This window comes from Sorangium sp. So ce836 (assembly GCF_028553905.1).
GTDB lineage: Bacteria > Myxococcota_A > Polyangia > Polyangiales > Polyangiaceae > Sorangium > Sorangium cellulosum_D.
The window spans coordinates 2,102,832-2,121,377 of sequence record NZ_CP102233.1 but is presented as its reverse complement, the minus strand read 5'-3'; the positions used below and the strand labels follow the sequence as shown (position 1 = coordinate 2,121,377).

The following is an 18,546-nucleotide window of genomic DNA, read 5'->3' as shown; positions in this document are numbered from 1 at the left end:
TCTATCTCTTCCTATCGTGCGCAAATCGCGATCTGGGTGCTCACGATCATCGCCTGTCGCAAAGGATGCGCGCTCCTCGCGCCGACAGAACCGTTACGTCTTACCTCTTCCCGCCATGCGCAAATCGGCACCTAATTTTGCGCATTTTTGAGCACGCTCACCGTGATTTCTCCTGGCCGACGACGCCGCCACAAATTAGACACCTCCTGCGTCATGACCGAGCCCGAAGTTCCTCCGCGAGAGGGGGTCACCGCCTGGCACCCCATGCTGGTCGCCCTCCTCGAATTTTACTTGCCCAGCGGCTGGCGGTTGTATCCCGAGCTCCTGCTGAATCGCATGCCCCTCCGGGTGGACATCGTTGTCCTGCGTCTGGCCGATCAACCGGCTGGAGACGCGCGCAAGCTCCACAGCATCTTCGGTCACCTGCGGCAGCACACGCTCATCGAGCACAAATGCCCCACCGACGATCTGGAGCCCGAGGACGTGCTGACCTTGCTCGCCTACGGCGCCCTGTATATGCGGCACAACAAGCTGCTCGACCCGGACGAGCTGTGCCTCATGGTCATCGCCGACCGCATTCCCGCGGGTTTCGCCAGGCAGGTCGAGCGCCACCGCGGGAGCTTCGCGCCGGTGGGCGGGGGTCTCTGGCGGGGCGAGCTCAACGGCCTCTTGCTCCACGGCGTGGAGGCACGCGAGGCCTTCCGGCAAAGCCCCACGGAGCATCTGCTCTACATGTTTTCCCGGGCGTACCTGAAGGGAGCGGGGCAGATCCTGCCGCTGGATCCGGAGGAAGCTCGGGTGTACAATACGCTGTACCAGCAAGTCGAACAGTTCCGGAGGCAGCGAGGCACCATGGCCATGAAGGACTACGAGCTGGCTCGCCATAGCTACGAAGAGGTGCTGGAGCAGATGCTCGCGCAGCTGCCGCCAGAGAGGCTCCTGGCGAAGCTCACGCCCGAGCAGCGCCTCGAGGGGCTCACGCTCGAGCAGCGCTTCGAGGGGCTCACGCCCGAGCAGCGCTTCGAGGGGCTCACGCCCGAGCAGCGCTTCGAGGGGCTCACGCCCGAGGAGATCCTGCGGGCGATTCCGCCCGAGGTGCGGGAGTTGATCGCGAAGAAGCTGAGCCGCGGAGAGCCGCAGGAGTAGGCGCCTGCCCCGCTCACAAAGAGCGACGCTCTCTTCCAGAGAGCATGCGCACGACCCGGACATGCGCGCGACCTGCAGCGCGTGATCCGGAGCCCGCCGGCTCGCCAGTCGACAGATCGGCGCCCCTCATGCGGCGTCAGTCGGTGCCATACCGTTCGCGTGGAGCTCCGGTAACGGCCATCGGGGGTGAAGGCGGCCCAGCCCTCGGGGCAGGCAGGAGGATGGCGAGGCGGCGGCCGGTAGCCACGTGCCAGGTCGCCGCTCTCGGGGCCAACGTTGGCCCGTCGAGCGGCAACGCCGTGACTTTGCCCCCGGTTCCAGCCGGCTGCCGGACAGGCTACGGTGAGCTCACCTCGAACGGGAGAGCCGCGCCGTGAACGACGTCGATTTCGCCTTCGCCTGGGAGGGCGCCTCGGAGGGAGCTGGCCCCTGGCGACACCTGCAGGTCGTCGAGCTCCGCGGCAGCGAGGCGATCTCGAGCCTGTACCGCTACGAGCTCACGCTCGTCGCCCACGAACCGGCCCCGGTCGTGGACCCCGAGGAGCTCGTCGGGGCCCGGGCGACCCTGCGCCTCGCCACGCACGCCGAGCCGGCCTACCGCGTGGTGCACGGCATCATCACCGAGGCGGAAGAGCTCGCGCCCATCTACGACGGCATGCTCTACCGCGTGGTGCTCTCGCCGCCGCTCGCGCGCTCGATGCACCGCACCCGCTGCCGGATCTTCCTCGAAAAGACCACGCGCCAGATCATCGACGCCGTGCTCCAGGGCGACCCGTCGCTGCACCGCGACGACGGCGCCTCGGTCGAGCCCGACGGGGGCGACGCGCTCACGTTCCAGGCGGCGAGGGAGCTCTACGCCTGGCGGGTGACCGACCCCTCCCGCATCGACGACGTGGCCGCGCGGCCCTACTGCGTCCAGTACAACGAGAGCGACCTCGCGTTCGTGTCGCGCCTCCTGGAGGAAGAGGGCATCAGCTACCACTTCGAGCACGGCGACAAGATGTGCCTCCTCGTCCTCGCCGACGCCGACGGCGGCAGGGCGCGCCTCGCCCCGTTCGCCCCGCTCGGCCCGGGGGTGCTCGGCCGCGAGATCGCCGCGATGAAGCTCGGGGCGCGCCTCCGGCCCAAGAAGGTGTCGCTGGTCGACTACAACTGGAAGAAGCCCGCGCTCGACATGGCCGTCACCACGACGGGCCAAGAGGACGGCGAGGTCCTCGTCGACCACGAGTACCCGGGGCGCTACCCGGACACGCCCGATCAGGGGCGGCCGCTCGCCCAGGCGAAGCTCGATCGGCTGACCGTGGAGGCGAGCTACGCCGTCGCCGAGGGCACCGCGCGGGTGCTCGGCGCAGGCAGCGTGTTCGCGCTGGACCACCCGGCGGCGCGGTACGACGGGGAGTACCTGGTGACCCGCGTCGAGTCGCGCGGCGAGCAGCAAGGCACGCTGCCGCCGGAGCTCTCGGGGCGCTTCGCGCTGCAGGGCGTGCCGTTCACGGCGCGGTTCGAGTGCGCGCGGCGCGGCAAGAACGGGAGCGTCGCCGAGTCGCGCTTCCGGCCGGCGCGCGTCACGCCGAAGCCGCGCGTGCAGGGGACGCAGACGGCGTTCGTCACCGCGGAGCCGAGCGCGAAGGGCGCGGAGATCCACGTGGGCGGCCCGCCCGGCGCGGAGATCGGCTGCGTGCGGGTCAAGTTCCACTGGGACCAGGACGCCGAGCGGCTCGCGAAGGAGCCGTCCTCGTGCTGGGTGCGCGTGAACCAGGTGTTCGCCGGCGTGGGCGAGGGCGCGGTGTTCCACCCGCGCGTCGGCGTGGAGGTGATCGTCGACTTCGAGGAGGGCGACCCGGACCGGCCGATCGTCGTGGGCCGCGTCTACAACGGCCAGAACCGCCCGCCGGGCGGCGCGCCGACGGTGAGCACCTTCAAGACGATGACGAGCCCCGGCGGCGGCACCCACAACGAGCTTCGCTTCGACGACACCGCCGGCAGCCAGCAGATCCTGCTGCACACGCCGAAGAACTGGAACAGCGAGGTCGGCAACGACCGGAGCGAGCAGGTGGCGGCGAACAGCGGCTCGTCCGTGGGCAGCAACCGCAACGAGTCGACCGGCGCGAACCGCAGCACCATGGTCGGCGGGAACAACTCGGAGATCATCGGCGCGAACGAGTCGACCACCGTCGGCGCGAACCAGAACGTGACCATCGGCGCGAATCAGACGATCTCCGTCGCGGCGAACCGGACCCTTTCCGTGACTGGCAACCAGAGCGCGAGCATCACGGGGAACCAGGAAGAGAAGGTCACCGGCAACCGCTCGGGCGACGTCACCGGCAACGACGCGCTCACCGTCACCGGGACCCGGAGCGTGACCGTGACCGGGGCGCAGACGACGTCGTACCTGGCCACCCACGAGGTGAGCGTCGCCGCGAGCCAGAAGATCAACGTCGGCGGCGAGCAGACCGTGGCGGCGACCGGGCCTCAGGGGCTGAAGTCGTCGGCGAGCCAGAAGATCGAGGCGCCGTCGCAGGAGATCAAGGCCGACGGGGTGCAGGCGCTCAAGTCGACGACCCTCGCCGTGAACGCGTCGAGCACGATGAAGGTCGACACGTCGCTCTTCGATGTGAACGGCTCGACGCTGGAGCTGAAGGGCGGCCAGATCCTGATCAAGGGCGGCCAGGTGGTCATCGAGGACGGCGAGATCGCCATCAAGGGCGGCAAGGTCACCGTGAATGGCTCGCCGATCGAGATGGACGGGGGCGGGATGGTCCAGGTGACGGCGGGGCTCATCAAGCTGAACTGACGGGACTGACGGAACTACGGAACTGACGAGACCGACGGCCGCGATGCGCTTCTCGAACGACACGCCGCTCCCCGCGGCGATGCTCCCGAACGCGGAGCTGGACGACCGGGTGACGGCGATCTTCCTGGCCGCGATCACGTACCGGATCGCCGGCGGCCGGCTCGCCCTCGCGGCCGCCCAGCGGCCGCTCCTGCTCGATCCGGAGCTCCCGTACCCGCACGACGGGATGCTCCAGAAGAGCGTCGCGTCGGTGTGCGCGACGGGGTTCGTCTACCCGAAGGAGGGGCGCGCGCGCGAGGCCACGGCGGTGCTCCGGGTGGGCGACCGCGACGCGGCGATCGTGGCGTACGGGCAGCGCGTCTGGCAGCGCTCGCTCGGCGGAGGGCTCGTGCCGAGCGCGCCGCTCGCGTTCGAGCGGGTCGAGATGAGCTGGCGGAACGCCTACGGCGGCGTCGTGCAGGAGGCGGCGCGGGTGGTGTCGCTCGACGACGACGACGGCGGCGGCGAGGCGTTCGTCCCGGAGCACGAGAGCGGGTATCCGCACAACTTCGAGGGCAAGGGGTTCGTCACCGAAGCGGCGCGCGCGCAGGACCAGCCGCTGCCGCAGCTGGAGCACCCGGAGCAGCTCATCCGGCGCTGGAACGACCGCCCCGAGCCGGTCTGCTTCGCCCCCTACCCGCTCTGGGGCGGCCTGCGCGCGGCGCACGTGTGGCACGACCAGCAGTTCGACCAGAGCGGCGCGAGCAAGCTGGCGAGCCGAGCGGCGCCGCGGACGACGTTCGACGCGATCGCGCCCGGCACGCGGATCGCGCTCGGCGGGATGCGGCCCGGCGGGGAGGCGCTGGTGTTCGAGGCGCCGGCGCCGCCCGTCGCGGTGACGGTGGCCGTGGGCGGCGCGTCCGAGCGGCTCGTGCCGGCGCTCGACGCGGTCGACATCGACGCCGAGGCCGCCGAGGTGCGGCTGCTCTGGCGGGCGAGCGTGAGCTACGGCCTTGTGCAGCTGGAGCACCGGCGGGCGCGGCTCGAGGCGACCGAGGCCTTCCCGCGCGGGTGAGGAAGGAGAGGGGCGGACGTGGCACACAACTTCCACGACATCAATGGCTGGCTGATCGTGGGCCTGGAGATGCACCAGGGGTTCCACATCTTCCCGCCGGCGCCGATGAAGTTCTTGAAGCTCGTGCTCTTGCACCCCTTCACGCTGGGGGACAGGCAGAAGCCGACGGTGCTGTTCAACGGCGTGCCCTCGGTGACGCACCAGCACGAGCCCAAGTTCCTCTGGCCGCACCTCGGGATCATCCCGGATCCGCTGGACGCGCTGACGCCGCTCCACATCCTGTTCGGCTCGCACAAGTGCTGGCTGCCGCGCGGCGCGGTGGAGATCTGCGGGGAGAAGGCGACCTGCTGCGTGATCGGCGGGCCGGTGTCGCTCAACGCGGACTGCTGGGACATCGGCCGGTGGCCGACCTCGCTGGTGCTCAACCCGGGGACGGTGCAGACGACGCCGACCTTCGGGGACTTCGCGATGGGGGCGGTGACGCTGGCGATCGACCTGGTGCTCGACTTGCTGTTCGAGGGGGCGGCCAAGATCGCGGGCGGGCTGCTGCTGAAATTCGGCGGCAAGGTGCTGAAGCCGCTGTTCAAGAAGGGGAAGGACCTCGTCGGCAAGGGGCTGCGGGCGGCGACGAAGCAGATGGGGAAGGCGGGGAAGGCCCTCGGGAAGGGGGCGCGCGCGCTCAAGGGCAAGGCGGCGTCGGCCTTGAAAAACCTGAAGTGCCGCGTCACCGGTCACCCGGTCGATACGACGTCTGGCCGGGTGATCGACGCCAAGCTGGACATCAAGCTTCCCGGCGCGATTCCGCTCGCGTGGGAGCGCCGTTACGCGTCCGACAGGGCGCTCGAGCGGACCTCCCTCGGGCGCGGGGGTTGGACGCACAGCTTCGAGCAGTGGATCGAGCGGACCGAAGACGGCCTCATCCTCCGCGACGAGGAGGGCCGCGACGTCTATTTTCGGCTGCAGGCGCCCGGATCGAGCGCGTTCCACCGGCCGGACCGGCTCACGCTCACCGCGCTCGAGGACGGCGGGTTCACCGTGTACAGCCACGAGACCCGGCTGACGCGCCGCTTCGCACCGGCGGAATCAGGAGAGAAGGCGCTCCTTCGCTCGATCAGCGACGCCCATGGCAACACCATCGCGCTCGAGTACACGGGGAGCCGGCTCCAGCGGATCGTCGACACCGCGGGCCGAGAGATCCGGGTCAAGCTAACCCACGGCGCCCGCATCGCGCGCCTGGAGGTGTGGGCAGGCGGTCGCCTCGAGCAGTGGGTCGATTATGCCTACTCCAAGATGGGTGAGCTCGCGAGCGCCACCGACGCGATCGGCCACGCGGAGCGCTACGAGTACGATGAAGACCACCGGATGGTCAAGACCACGCTGAAGAACGGCGTGAGCTTCTATTACGCTTACGATGAAGAGACCGGCCGATGCACGAGGACCTGGGGGGACGGCGGGCTGCACACGGTCGCCATCGAGGCCGATCTGGAGAGGCGGATCACCCGCCTCAGCGGTAATGACGAGCCTCGGCTGCTCTACTGGAACGAAGACGGGCTCGTCGTCCGGGAGGAGACGCCCGACGGGCTACTCCTCCGCGCGTGGGAGTATGACGAGGATCAGTACATCGCCGCCGAGATCAACGGGGCTGGAGAGGCGACGCGGTTCGAGTACGACGCGCAGGGCAACAAGACCCGACAGATCGACCCTGCGGGGAACGCCACGCAATGGCAGTACCAGGACGACCTGCCCGTACTGCACGTCGGGCCCGACGGGCTCGCGACACGATACCGGTACGACAGGAAGGGATCGCTCGTCGAGATCACCTACCCGTCCGAGCTCCGGTACGCGCTGGCTTACGACGGCCGTGGCCACCTGCGCGCCATCGCGCAAGGGCAGCGCAACCTGGTTGAGTATGCTTACGATATCCGCCACGACCTCGTCGAGGAGATCAACGCCTATGGCGGGAAGACGCGCTACGAGCACGACGCGCTCGGTCGCCCGACGCGCAGCGTGGATCCGCTGGGCCGGAGCACCCGGGTCCAGTACGATCGCCTCGGACAGCCGGTCATGGTCATGCGACCCGATGGCACGGCGAGGCACGCGGCTTACGATCCGCTGGGCAACCTGAGCAGGAGCACGGACGCGCTCGGGCGCGTCGTGGAGATGGAGCACGCCGGCACCGGCGTGCTCACCAAGATCACGCAACCCGACGGGAGCACGTGGAGGTTCGCCTACAGCGCAGGCGAGTCGCTGCGCAGGATCGTGAATCCGAAGGGGGAGATCTACGATCTCGCTTATGACGAGGCAGGCCGCCTGACGCGCGAGGCGGCGTTCGACGGGCGCGCGCTCTCCTACCGCTACTCGGCGGCCGGACGCCTGGAGCGGGTGAGCTATCCGGACGGCAGCTTCCGCGCTTTCTCGTACGATGCGCTCGGCGGCCTCGTCGTCGAGCAATCCACGGACGGTCCTGTCACGTACCAGCGCGACCGGTTGGGGCGCCTGCTGGGCGCGGTGCTGGAGCAAGACGGGCAGACCGTGGTGACGCGCCTGGAGCGCGATCGCCTCGGGCGCGTGGTCGCCGAGACGCAGGGGGAGCGCCGGATCGGGTATCACCTCGACGCCTCTGGCAGGCGCGTCGCGCGCATCATGCCGACGGGAGAGGCGACACGGTATGCGTACGACGCGCTCGGGCGGCTGTCTGCCGTCGAGCACGCCGGGCGCAGGATCGCCTTCGAGCGCGATGCAGTTGGGCGCGAGATCGCGCGAGGTGAGCTGGGGGGTCGCTTCTCGCTCCGAAGCGAATACGACGCGATGGACCGGATCGTCGAGCAACGGCTCGATCTGCGCTCACCCGGCGCCGAGGCGGCCACGATGGCGATGCGGCGGCTCTGGCAATATGACGCGCTCGGGCGGGTGCAGCTGGTCAATGACGCTCGGTGGGGAGCCACCGCGTATCGCCACGGATCCATCGACGAGCTGATCGAGGCGCGCAGCGCGCGAGGCCGCGAGGTCTTCACCTACGATGCGGTCGGCGCCGTCCAGAAGGTCTTGCGGGCGCTGGAGGCCGGCGAGGCCGATGAGGCGAATCCGCCCTGGGAGATCGCTCGCGGCGACACGGTGCAACGCACCGATCGCGCCGAATACGCCTACGACGGGCGGTCTCGCAGGATCGCACGGACCGAGACCGCCGGCGAGGCTCAGGACGAGCGCGCGCGGACGGAGTACCGCTGGGACTGCCGCGATCGGCTGCGCGAGATCAGGTTGCCTTCGGGAAAGAGCATCTCGTTCACCTACGATGCCTTCGGACGGCGGGTGCGCAAGGAGGTCCGCGCCGACGACCCCCGTGAGAGCCATGTGGTCGAGTTCCTGTGGGACGGTGACGCGCTGGCCGCGGATATCCGCAGCGACGGCGGCTACCGCTGCTTCGTCCACGAGCCCGACTCGCTCGTGCCGCTCCTGCAAGCCGAGCAGGGCGAGGTCTTCGTCTACGTGACCGACCACGTGGGCACGCCGAGGGAGCTCATCGATGCGGAGGGCAGGGTGGCGTGGTCCGCGGCCCACTCCGCCTGGGGGTCCGTGGCTGCGATCCACCAGGCGCCGGAGCGCCGGCGCCGGGTGGAGTCTCCGTTCCGGCTGCTCGGACAGTACGCGGACGAGGAGACGGGGCTCTGCGTCACGAGGTTCCGTTACTTCGACGCCGAGCTGGCCCGGTGGCTGAGCCCGGATCCGCTGGGGTTCGCCAGCGGGGGATCGCTCTTCGCCTTCAACGCTTCCCCGGTCACGACCGTCGATCCGCTGGGTCTCAAGCTCTGCGATGGCACGATCTACCGCGCGCTGAGCGCCGACGATTACGACGCGTTCTTGCGTGGAGAGCGGATCATGCCAAAGGGCAGCGGAGGTTCCATCGGCGATCATGTGGCCGGGAAGCCGACGAAGTACATCTCGGCGTCCGAGACGCCGGCCGGGACCAGCCATTATCAAGGGGGCAGCCCCGTGCTGGTCGAGATCGACGTCAAGGCGCTCAGGGAGACCGGCAGCACTGTCGTCGACCACAACAACGTGCTCCAGGCGGTCAAGCGAGAGGGGACCGCGCTCGACCTGAGGAACGCGATCAAGGCAGAGGAGGTCCTCATCAAGGGCGGTATCGACCCGTCGGCCATCAAGGTGATCAAGAAATTCTGGGACTGAGCGGCCGCCGTCGCGCGGCAGCGCGCCGCTTGCTGCAGGAGGGCGGAACGATGAAATACGTGCTTCGATCGCTGGACCGGTTCGGTGCCCCGAGGTGGGAGCGGCTCAGCCGGAGCGACGCGGCGGTGCTCGTCGGCTACTGGTACGGGAGAGGCGCGGCGGCGGAGCGGCCGCTCGAACGGTTGACGTGCGCTCGAGGCATGATGATGACGCTGTTCTGCGCTGGCGCACCGTGGGACGAGATCGCGAAAGCAGCGGACGGATACGTCAATGAGGCCCTCGCCGCCCCGCGCGACGCAGAGAGCACAATCATGCGGGCGATCCATCTTACCGAGTGCATGCAAATCCAGCTCGTCTTCCCGGACGACGCCGCGAGGCGAGCGCGGCTCATCGAGGCGGGGTCTGCGTTGCTCGCCGAGCAATCCGGGACACGCGGGGTCCCGGGACACGCGGAGACGCTCGCCGATCTGAAGCTCCACTTGGCTGCGGTGGACGAGCGCCGGGAGGCGCTGCCCGCCCTCGAAGGGCTGGAGTTAGGGTGCTACTCGCTGCTCGAACCGGTGCATCGCGCCGACGGCGCCGCCTTCGCTGAAGCCATCGATGCGATCGTGAGGGGCGCGAGGGACCGGGGCACGCGCTGCGCGCGCCCGGACAGCGCCCTGTTCGTGCAGCGGATCCAGGGCTTCGAGGATGTCGGCTCAGGCTTTCTGTACGGCGGATCGCGCCGGATCGGCGCGGTCTTCGGCCTCCGGGTGCCGGAGCCGCCCCCTGACACCTTGCCCTTCTATCCGCCGGACGCGCGCAGCGGGTGAGGCGGGGCGAGGGGGCCGCGGGCGACAGCAGGATCCCCCCCGGCGGCCCGCGCGATCACCACCGCCCCCACGTCACCCCGAGCTTCGTCTCCGCGAGCTGCTCCTCCCCGAGCGGCGCGAGGAGCCGGACCGCCCCGCACCACGTCAGCGACACCGTCCGCCGCTCCCCGTCGATGCGAACGGTCTGCAGCACCGCCTCCGGCGTGAAGATCTTCGGCGCCCCCGGCGGCCGCACCGACAGCGCCGGCGCCTCCCCGGGGAGCGCGAGCTGCACCTCCGGCTGCCCCTGCACCAGGTACTTCAGGATCACGAGCTCGTCGCCCCGCAGCCGCTCGGCGGCCAGCCCCGGCGCCGCGCCCTGCACGAACCGCGGCAGCACCTCGTTCTTGCGGAACGGCCCCCCGAGGTCCGCCCCGTCCGCGAACGCCATCTCCCGGATCGGCTTCGCCGGCGGATCGTGCTCCAGGAAGGCGCCGAGCCCCCGCATGATCCGCGGATACCAGGTGTGCGCCACCCAGCCGAGCCCGCCGGAGGCCGGCGCGTCGAGCCACGCCCGCGGCGCCTGCACGAAGAAGCGCGACGCCGCGAGCGGATCCCCCGGGTCCTCGATCTGCGGCAGGAGCTCGCCGTCCGCCCGGTCCCGGTCGACGTCGAGGAAATACCCCCGCCCGACCTTGTTCCGCGGGTAGGCGAAGACGCCCTCCTCGCGCGGCGAGGGCTCGACCCGCCGCCCCTTGCGGCGCTCGGGCGGGTCGAGCTCGTCGTGGGCGTACGCGTCGTAGCCGCCGTACGCCAGGTCCCACGACAGCGGCACGCTCTCGAACGGCGCCGGATCCGGGAAGCGCACCTGCCCCTCGAGCGTCACCTCCACGCGGCGCTCGCCGAGCACTCGCAGCACGCGCGCGCTCCGCCCCGCGGCCACGCCGACCATGAGCTCGCGCACCTTGCCCGGCGCGTGCGCCCGGCCGGTCACCACCACGTCGGTGGCCGGCTTCGGCGGGAACAGGTCCGTGTCGTCGCGCAGCGCGCGGTAGCGGTCGTGCTGGTCGGTCTCGATGTCGGGGTCGATGACGACCGGCGCCTGCTCGTCCGCGAGCGTCACCCGGCCGCCCGCGAAGGAGTAGGTGCGCTTGGCCACGCAGACCATCCACACCTTGCCGTCGTGGCTCTTAGCGCACCGCACGGTCTGGGTCGCACGCGGGGAGGCCTCTGCGCTCATCGGGCTCCTTGCAGGCTCGCGTTTCGACGGGTATCTCCGCCCACGCGCGCGCGCAAGGGCGAGGACCGGCGCGCGCCCGCGCTGAGCCGCGGCGCCCGCGCTGAGCCGCGCGCGGCGCCCGGCCCTGCGCTACGATGCGGCCGTGACGGACGCGCCCGCCCCTCCCCCGCAGGCTCCCTCGCCGCAGGATCCTCCGCCGCAGGCCGGCGCCCTGGCGCCCGCGCCCGGCGCGGAGCTCGCGCCGCGCGCTCGGGTGGTGCCCCTCGCCTCGGGGCGCTCCATCGAGATCGCCGAGGAGGGCGCCGGCGAGCGGATCCAGATCCGCGCCGCGGCCGGGCAGATCCTGGTCTCCATCCGGATGACCGACGACGGGCCGGTGCTGTCGCTCACAGGCGCGTCGCTGGAGATCGCCGCCGCGAGGACGCTCTCGCTCTCGTGCGACACGCTGCAGATCCAGGCGGCGCAGGACGCCGCCATCGAGGTGGGCGGGAGCCTGCACGAGCGGGTGCGCGGCAGCGCGGTGCGCGAGGCCGGCCGGAGCGCGCGCACGACGGCGCGCGAGGTGAAGGTCGAGGCGTCGCCCGGCGGCGTGGAGATCCGGGCGAACGACGACGTCGACATCGTCGGGGAGCGGGTGCGGCTCAACTCCGAGGATCCGCCGATGCCGCTGTCCTGGGAGGAGTTCCGCGCGCGCCAGGCGCTCGCCGGCGGCCCCGGGCAGCCCTCCGCGCTGGCCGCCGGAGAGGCGGCGCCGCGAGCGCCGGACGGCGGCGCCCGCCCCGGGGAGTGAGAGGAGCGCTCACTCGGCCCGCAGCTTCTCCAGGAGCGCCATCAGCTCGGCGGAGAGCGCCATGTGGCCCGCGGCCTTCTTCGTCCACACCCGCACGATCGGCATCAGCGCCGCCCGCTGGATGGCGAGCGCGTCGAGGACCTCGCCGGCCGCACCGCGCTCCAGCCCCACCGCGATCCGGGCGTACTCCTCCAGGGCGATCGGGCCGCGGAACGTCTCCACGGCCGCGACGTAGGCGGCGTCGTGCGCGGCGCGCAGCCGGCCGCCGGCGCGCGCGTCCTTGTCCAGGAGGGCCCGGAAGCGGCGCTCCACCGCGTCCCAGGCGCGCTCGCCGAGCCCGTGCGCGCGCAGCACCTCCGGCCGCGGCGCGCGCCGCTCGGCGATCTCGGCGGAGATCGCCGCGAAGCGCTCCACCGGCACGTCCTCCGGTCGCACGGCCGGCTCCGGCGCGGGCGCGGGCGCGGGCGCGGGCGCGGCGAGCGGCGACGGGGGCTCCTTCGCGGGCTCGGTCGCCGAGCTCGGCGGCGCGGAGGGCGGCGGTGCGTTCGCCTGCGCCGCGGCCGGAGGCGGCAGCGAGCTCGGCAGCCGCTGACCGAGGATCGGGGGCGGCGGCGGCGGCGCGATGCCCGGATCAGGGACAGGCGTCGCTGCGACGCGCCCTGTCTGGAACGGCAGCGGCTCCGCGGGCACGGGCACGAGGCCCGAGGTCAGGGTGCCCGGCGTCAGCGTGCGCGGCACCAGGGTGTCCGTCCCCTCGTCGAGGGCGCCGGCCGCGGCGCGCGGCCGCGGCTCGGCGGGCGCCGGCGGGAGCGGCGCCGACGACCGGTCGCTCGGCGCCGCCCCGGGGGCCGCGCGGGCGCGCCGCTCCCCTCCCCGGCGCCGCCCTGCGCCGCCGGCGCGAAGGGCAGCCCCGACGGCGAAACGAACGGCAGCGCGTTGGAGAAGCCCGCCGCGCGCAGATCCGGCACGAGCGTGGTCACCATCGCCGCCGGCAGAGCTCCGCCCACCGCCCCGGGCGCGGGCGCGCCGGCGTCGTCCCGCTCCGGCGCGAAGGCGGCGATCGCCGGCATCAGCGTCTCCGCCAGCTCGGCCTCGGCCTCCGGACGCTCCGCGGTCACCACCGCCGTCACGTCCTCGGCCGCGTGCCGCAGCGGCACCGCCCCGCGCCACGTCAGCGTGCAGATCCCGCGATCCGCGTCGATCCACAGCGTGTCGCAGCGCAGCCGCATCTCCTGCGGCGCGGCGCCGCCGCGGAGCAGCGCCGCGCGCGGGATCACGCCCTCCAGCGCGGTCGCGAGCTCGGGGTGCTGCGGGTGCAGGTGCTCGAGGATGAGCCGCTCGCCCGCGGGCAGCTGGTCGAGCTGCTGGTCGGGCGGCGCCGCGTTGAAGTAGCCGGGATCGATGTCCTCCGGCAGAGGCCGCTCCGCCCAGGCGTCGTGGCCGAACGTGGCGGCGTGCCGGCGCAGCCTCGCGGCCCGCTCGGGCCACGACGGCGCGATCGGCCCGAAGCCCGCGGGCGGCAGCGGCTCCGCCGGGCCGCGGAGCTCGGCGCCGGGCGGCAGGAGGCTCGGCGCCGGCCGGAGCCCGCGCGCGTCGGGCGCCGCGTTCGCGGGGATGCCCACCGGGTTCCAGCCGTCGGGCCCGCGCGCCGCGCGCTCCCACCGGAGCGACGCCCTGGCGAACGGCGCGGCCGCCGTGATCTGCCCGCCCGGCGTCCACGCGCGCTGGCCGTGCACCTCGATCCGCTTGTCGATCGCGCCGATCGCGAGCCGCGCCACGAGCGAGGCCGAGGGCTCGCCGCGGGGCGCGTGGGCGTGGCCGACCACGAGCACGTCCACGCGGCGCTTGAAGGGCGCGAGATCGCTCGCGGCCCACAGGCTCGCCCGGGGGTCGTCGCCCCACGGGACGTCCGCCTCCCACGGCGCCTCCTGCGCGGGCGCGAGGCGCGAGCGCCCCGGCTCGAGCGCGAAGGTCGCCTTGCAGACCACGGTGAGCGCGAAGGCCTCGGGGCGGGGCCGCCAGACGAGGGACGCGACGCGGAGCGGGCAGGTCGAGGAGACGCGCACGCCGGGAGCTTATCGCGCCCGGGCGGCCGGCGACGGCGCGCGGCGCGCCCGGCGCGGCGCCGGCGCTACTCCTGCCAGAGGACGCCGAGCTCGATCTCCACGGCGTCGAACGGCGCCGCGCGCACGGTGACGTCGCCCTCCCACGCGCCCATGCGCGCGAACCGCCCGCCGTCGATGCGGTAGACCTCGAGGCGCCGGCCCCGCGGATCGATGAGCCAGTAGTGCGTCACGAGCTCGCGCGCGTAGATCTCCATCTTGTCGCGGCGGTCGAGCGCCTCGGTGGACGGCGAGATCACCTCGCACACCCAGTCGGGCGCGAGGAAGATGGCCGCGTTCCGCATCGGGATCTGCGGCATCCGGTCGCGGCGCCACGCGGCGATGTCGGGGATCACGATGTCCGGATCGGTGCCGAGGTGCAGCTCGGGCTCGACCAGGAGCGCCCACCGGCCAGGCCCCTTGATGCCCCGGCGAAACGGGAGGTAGAGCTCGCCGGCCAGGACCGACGTGACGTTGCGGCAGGACAGGGACGGCCGCGGCGTCGCGTGGAGGACGCCGTTCAGGATCTCCGCCACCTGATTCGGGGGCGTGTCGAGCACATCCTGGTACGTGGCGCGACGACCGTCGGACATGGTCGGAACTTAGCACGCACGCCGCGCGCAGCGGCTCACGTCGCGAAGATCTGACGCATGTCCTGGAACGACTTGAACTCGAGCGCGTGGCCGCTCGGGTCGACCACGAAGAGCGTCGCCTGCTCTCCCGGCTCGCCGACGAAGCGGATGTGCGGCTCGATCAGGAACGCGACCCCGAGCCCGCGCAGCCGCTCGACCAGCGCGTGCCAGGCGCGCCACTCGAGGATGGCGCCGAAGTGGCGCACCGGCACGTCCTTGCCGTCGACCGGGTTCGTGGGGAGCACGGCGCCGGGCTCATCGACGAGGTGGGCCGAGATCTGGTGGCCGAAGAAGTCGAAATCGATCCACCGGGCGGCCTCGCGGCCGACGCGGCAGCCCAGCACGTCGACGTAGAAGCGGCGGGTCGCCTCGAGGTCCGAGACCGGGAAGGCGAGGTGGAACGGCGGGGCCGGGGTCATCGAGGTCCTCCCTTTGCGGCGCCCGCCATCGTAGGGGAGGCGGCGGTCTCGGGACAGGCCCGCCGCCGGGCCGGCGGCGCCCGCCGGCCCCTCCGCGCCGCCAGGCGCCGCCTGCGGGCCTGCCGCCGCCCGCGCCCCTGGACGCCCCCGGGCCCCCGGCCGGCGCGCCAGGGCGGGTCGAAATTCCCCGAGCGGCCCCCCGATCGCCGCAGCTTCGTTGTAGATTCCGCCGCCATGAGCGAAGCCGCACCCTCTCCCAGTCAACGCCCCCGCCCGCTCGTCCTCTGCATCCTCGACGGATTCGGCGAGCGCGAAGAAAAGGACCAGAACGCGATCGCCCTCGCGAAGATGCCGAACCTGGACGCGATCAAGCGCGACGCGCAGCAGACGCTGATCGGGACGAGCGGCCCCGACGTCGGCCTCCCGGTGGGGCAGATGGGCAACAGCGAGGTCGGCCACCTGAACTTCGGCGCGGGGAGGATCGCGCTGATGGACATCTCGCGCATCGACGTCGCGATCGCCGAGAACAAGCTCGGCTCGAACGAGATCATCGATCGCACGTTCCGCATCGCGCAGGACCGCAAGTGCCGGCTGCACCTGTTCGGCCTCGTCTCGGACGGCGGCGTGCACTCGTCGCTCGATCACTTCTTCGCGCTGTTCAAGCTCGCGAAGTTCCACGAGGTGCCCGTGGTCCTGCACGCGTTCCTCGACGGGCGCGACACGCCGCCGAAGAGCGCGTGGGGCTACGTCGAGAAGGTCCAGGAGGCGCTCGAGGGCGTCGGCGTCATCGGCACCATCGCGGGCAGGTACTACGCCATGGACCGCGACAAGCGCTGGGACCGCGTGACGAAGGCCTACACGGCGATCGTGCGCGGCGACGCGCCGCGGGTCGACACGCCGTTCGACGCGATCCAGCAGTCGTACGCGGCCGGCAAGACGGACGAGTTCGTCGAGCCCGTCCGCATCGGCGACTACAGCGGCATCAAGGGCGACTTCATGGCCGACTTCGCCTCGAAGGAGGCTCGCTGGGAGTGGTGGGGCGAGGAGGTCGGCCTCTCCGTCAACTTCAGGCCCGACCGCATGCGCGAGATCTCGGCGATGCTCACGCGGCGCAACCTGCCGCCCGAGGTCGAGGAGCTCCTCACCGATCGCGGCAAGCCGGTCTACGCCTTCCAGGAGCACTGCTACAGCTGCATGACCGAGTACGACGCGGCGCTGAAGCTGCCGGTCGCGTTCCCGAAGGACGAGGTGACCGACTCGTTCCCCGAGGTGATCTCCCGCGCCGGGCTCACGCAGCTCCGGTGCGCGGAGACCGAGAAGTACGCGCACGTCACGTACTTCTTCAACGGCGGCCGCGAGGAGACGTTCCCGGGCGAGGACCGCAAGCTCGTGCCCTCCCCGCGCGACGTCGCCACCTACGACAAGAAGCCCGAGATGAGCGCGGCCGGCGTCGCGAACGAGGTCGTGGCCGCGATCAAGAGCGGGAAGTACGACTTCATCCTCGTGAACTTCGCGAACCCGGACATGGTCGGGCACACGGGCATCCTCGAGGCCGCCATCCACGCCGTCGAGGCGGTCGACAAGGGGCTCGGCGACATCGCGGACGCCGTGCGCGAGGCCGGCGGCGCGCTCATGATCACCGCGGACCACGGCAACTGCGAGCAGATGAAGGACGAGCACGGCAACCCCCACACCGCCCACACGTTGAACCCGGTGCCGCTCTACTACCTGAACAAGCACGACCCCGGCGTCGTGCTCCGGTCGGGCGGCCGCATCTGCGACGTGGCGCCGACGATGCTCGAGATCCTCGGCATCCAGCAGCCCGCGGCGATGACGGGGCGCTCGCTCCGCGTCCGACAGCGGTAAGTGGGCGCCGCGGAGAGGCAGCTCGGCCCGTACATCCTGCGCGAGGCCGTCTCGTCGCGGGCGCTCACGGTGACGTACCGGGCCGAGCACGCCGAGCTCGGCCGGGCGGCGCTCATCAAGACGCTGAAGCCCACGGTGTCGGCCGCGAGCGCGTTCGCGGCCGGCCTCGAGCGCGAGGCGAAGATCCTCGCCCGCATCCGGCACCCCAACATCATCGACATCCACGATTTCCAGCGCGACGAGGACCGGATCTGGCTGGTGCTCGAGCCGCTCTCGGGCCCGACGCTCGCGGAGCTGTGCGCGCGGGCCGGCCGCCTCCACGAGGGCGCCGCGGCGGCCATCGCGCTGGAGATCGCGCGCGGTCTCGGGCACGCGCACGAGCGCGGGGTCGTGCACCGCGAGCTGCGCCCGGAGCGCGTCATCGTCACGCCGCCCGGCGGCGTGAAGATCCTGGAGTTCGCGGCGGCGTTCGACGGCCGGCTGCCGTCGCTGCCCGAGCCGTTCGAGGGCAGCGACACGTTCGCGCGGCCCGACTACATGGCGCCGGAGCAGATCCTCGGGGCGGAGGCCGGACCGCAGGCCGACGTGTTCGCGCTCGGCGTGGTGCTGTTCGAGATGCTCGCCGGCGCGCGCCCGTTCGACGAGCCGAAGCAGGAGCCCGCCGACGCGGGCGCTGCGCCTTCCGCCTCCCGCGCGTCGCGCGCGCCGCGCGAGCGCGAGGAGGACCGGTGGGCCGAGGGCCGGGCCGTCGCGCACCGCATCCGCAGCGCGCCGCCGCAGCCGCTGCGGGCGCTCGTGCCCGACGTGTCGCGCGGCCTGGAGCGGGTGGTGCTCCGGTGCCTCGAGAAGGAGCCGGAGCAGCGCTACGAGAACGGCCGCGCCGTCGCGGACGCCCTGGCCGAGGAGCTCGCCGAGCACGGCCACGCGCAGCCGAGGGCGCTCATCGGCAGGGCCCTCGCGGCGGCGAAGCTCGGCGGGGACGAGCTCCCCCTCGCCCACGTGCCGTCCGTCCGCCCGGCCGCCGAGCGGCGCCACGCGGCGTCGCTCGCGCCGGACGCGGTCCGGCTCCTCGGCATCTTCGCGCTGGTCGTCGCGGGCGGCGCGCTCATCGAGCTCGGCCTGCGCGAGCAGGACGCGGTCGGCCCGCCCAGCGCCGAGGCCAGGCAGCCCGGCGCGCCGTCGGAGGGGCGCGGCTACCTGAAGGTGCTCGCCCGGCCGTGGGCGGAGGTCGTCATCGACGGGGAGCTCATCGACGTGACGCCGATGGCGCGGCCGATCCCGCTCCAGGCGGGGCGGCACTACGTCACGTTCCGCCACCCGAACGCGCCCGAGGAGAAGCGCACGATCACCGTCTCCGCCGGGCAGACGGTCACGCTCGACGTGAGCATGCGGATCGACCGCAGCGCGCTCGACGCCGGCGCGCCGCCGGTGGAGGACAGGGACGCCTCGCCCTGACGGCGGGGCGGGCGGCGCCCGCCCCGGCGCGGCTCCGGATCGCTCCGGCGCTCGAGCCCGTCGGTCGACGCG

At 72.4% G+C, this 18,546-nt stretch carries 13 protein-coding genes; 8 read left to right on the top strand and 5 right to left on the bottom strand.

Annotated elements, in window-relative coordinates; translation table 11 throughout:
• Positions 1-213: 213 nt before the first annotated feature.
• The 5 genes from NQZ70_RS07670 (at position 214) to NQZ70_RS07650 (ending at position 9,991) form a co-directional block, all read left to right on the top strand.
• Positions 214-1,146 carry a hypothetical protein gene (locus NQZ70_RS07670; protein WP_129573634.1) on the top strand — a complete coding sequence of 311 codons (933 nt, stop codon included), beginning with the start codon at positions 214-216 and terminating at the stop codon, positions 1,144-1,146.
• Between the two features lie 373 nt (positions 1,147-1,519).
• Positions 1,520-3,940, top strand: coding sequence for a type VI secretion system Vgr family protein (locus NQZ70_RS07665; RefSeq protein ID WP_129573633.1), 2,421 nt, complete (start codon positions 1,520-1,522; stop codon positions 3,938-3,940).
• Positions 3,941-3,983: 43 nt separating this feature from the next.
• On the top strand, positions 3,984-4,994 hold the full coding sequence (locus NQZ70_RS07660; protein WP_129573632.1) for a DUF2169 domain-containing protein: 1,011 nt from the start codon (positions 3,984-3,986) through the stop codon (positions 4,992-4,994).
• Between the two features lie 18 nt (positions 4,995-5,012).
• Entirely contained in the window at positions 5,013-9,179 is a 4,167-nt protein-coding gene (locus NQZ70_RS07655) for a DUF6531 domain-containing protein (RefSeq protein WP_129573631.1), read from the top strand.
• Positions 9,180-9,229: 50 nt separating this feature from the next.
• The gene (locus NQZ70_RS07650) at positions 9,230-9,991 is read left to right on the top strand and encodes a hypothetical protein (protein WP_129573630.1); all 762 of its coding nucleotides are present in this window, start codon (positions 9,230-9,232) and stop codon (positions 9,989-9,991) included.
• Positions 9,992-10,046: 55 nt separating this feature from the next.
• On the opposite strand, the gene NQZ70_RS07645 is transcribed toward NQZ70_RS07650, so the two are convergent.
• A complete protein-coding gene (locus NQZ70_RS07645; RefSeq protein ID WP_129573629.1) occupies positions 10,047-11,210 on the bottom strand; it encodes a DUF2169 domain-containing protein in 1,164 nt (387 codons plus the stop codon).
• 142 nt (positions 11,211-11,352) lie between these two features.
• Here NQZ70_RS07645 and NQZ70_RS07640 point away from each other — a divergent pair, with 142 nt between their 5' ends.
• Positions 11,353-12,000: a hypothetical protein gene (locus NQZ70_RS07640; RefSeq protein ID WP_129573628.1), complete on the top strand. Its 648-nt coding sequence runs from the start codon at positions 11,353-11,355 to the stop codon at positions 11,998-12,000.
• Between the two features lie 9 nt (positions 12,001-12,009).
• On the opposite strand, the gene NQZ70_RS07635 is transcribed toward NQZ70_RS07640, so the two are convergent.
• From NQZ70_RS07635 to NQZ70_RS07620, 4 genes are all read right to left on the bottom strand, one after another.
• Positions 12,010-12,738 carry a hypothetical protein gene (locus tag NQZ70_RS07635; protein WP_272828064.1) on the bottom strand — a complete coding sequence of 243 codons (729 nt, stop codon included), beginning with the start codon at positions 12,736-12,738 and terminating at the stop codon, positions 12,010-12,012.
• The gene (locus tag NQZ70_RS07630) at positions 12,723-14,066 is read right to left on the bottom strand and encodes a DUF2169 domain-containing protein (RefSeq protein ID WP_272828062.1); all 1,344 of its coding nucleotides are present in this window, start codon (positions 14,064-14,066) and stop codon (positions 12,723-12,725) included. The genes NQZ70_RS07635 and NQZ70_RS07630 overlap by 16 nt, the downstream gene beginning before the upstream one ends.
• Positions 14,067-14,131: 65 nt before the next feature.
• Entirely contained in the window at positions 14,132-14,695 is a 564-nt protein-coding gene (locus NQZ70_RS07625) for a Uma2 family endonuclease (protein WP_129573626.1), read from the bottom strand.
• A gap of 35 nt (positions 14,696-14,730) precedes the next feature.
• Entirely contained in the window at positions 14,731-15,153 is a 423-nt protein-coding gene (locus NQZ70_RS07620; RefSeq protein WP_129573625.1) for a VOC family protein, read from the bottom strand.
• A 234-nt stretch (positions 15,154-15,387) separates the two neighbouring features.
• On the opposite strand from NQZ70_RS07620, the gene gpmI reads away from it, so the two are divergent.
• The gene (gene gpmI, locus NQZ70_RS07615) at positions 15,388-17,019 is read left to right on the top strand and encodes a 2,3-bisphosphoglycerate-independent phosphoglycerate mutase (protein ID WP_129573624.1); all 1,632 of its coding nucleotides are present in this window, start codon (positions 15,388-15,390) and stop codon (positions 17,017-17,019) included.
• On the top strand, positions 17,020-18,474 hold the full coding sequence (locus NQZ70_RS07610) for a protein kinase domain-containing protein (protein WP_129573623.1): 1,455 nt from the start codon (positions 17,020-17,022) through the stop codon (positions 18,472-18,474).
• Positions 18,475-18,546: the final 72 nt, after the last annotated feature.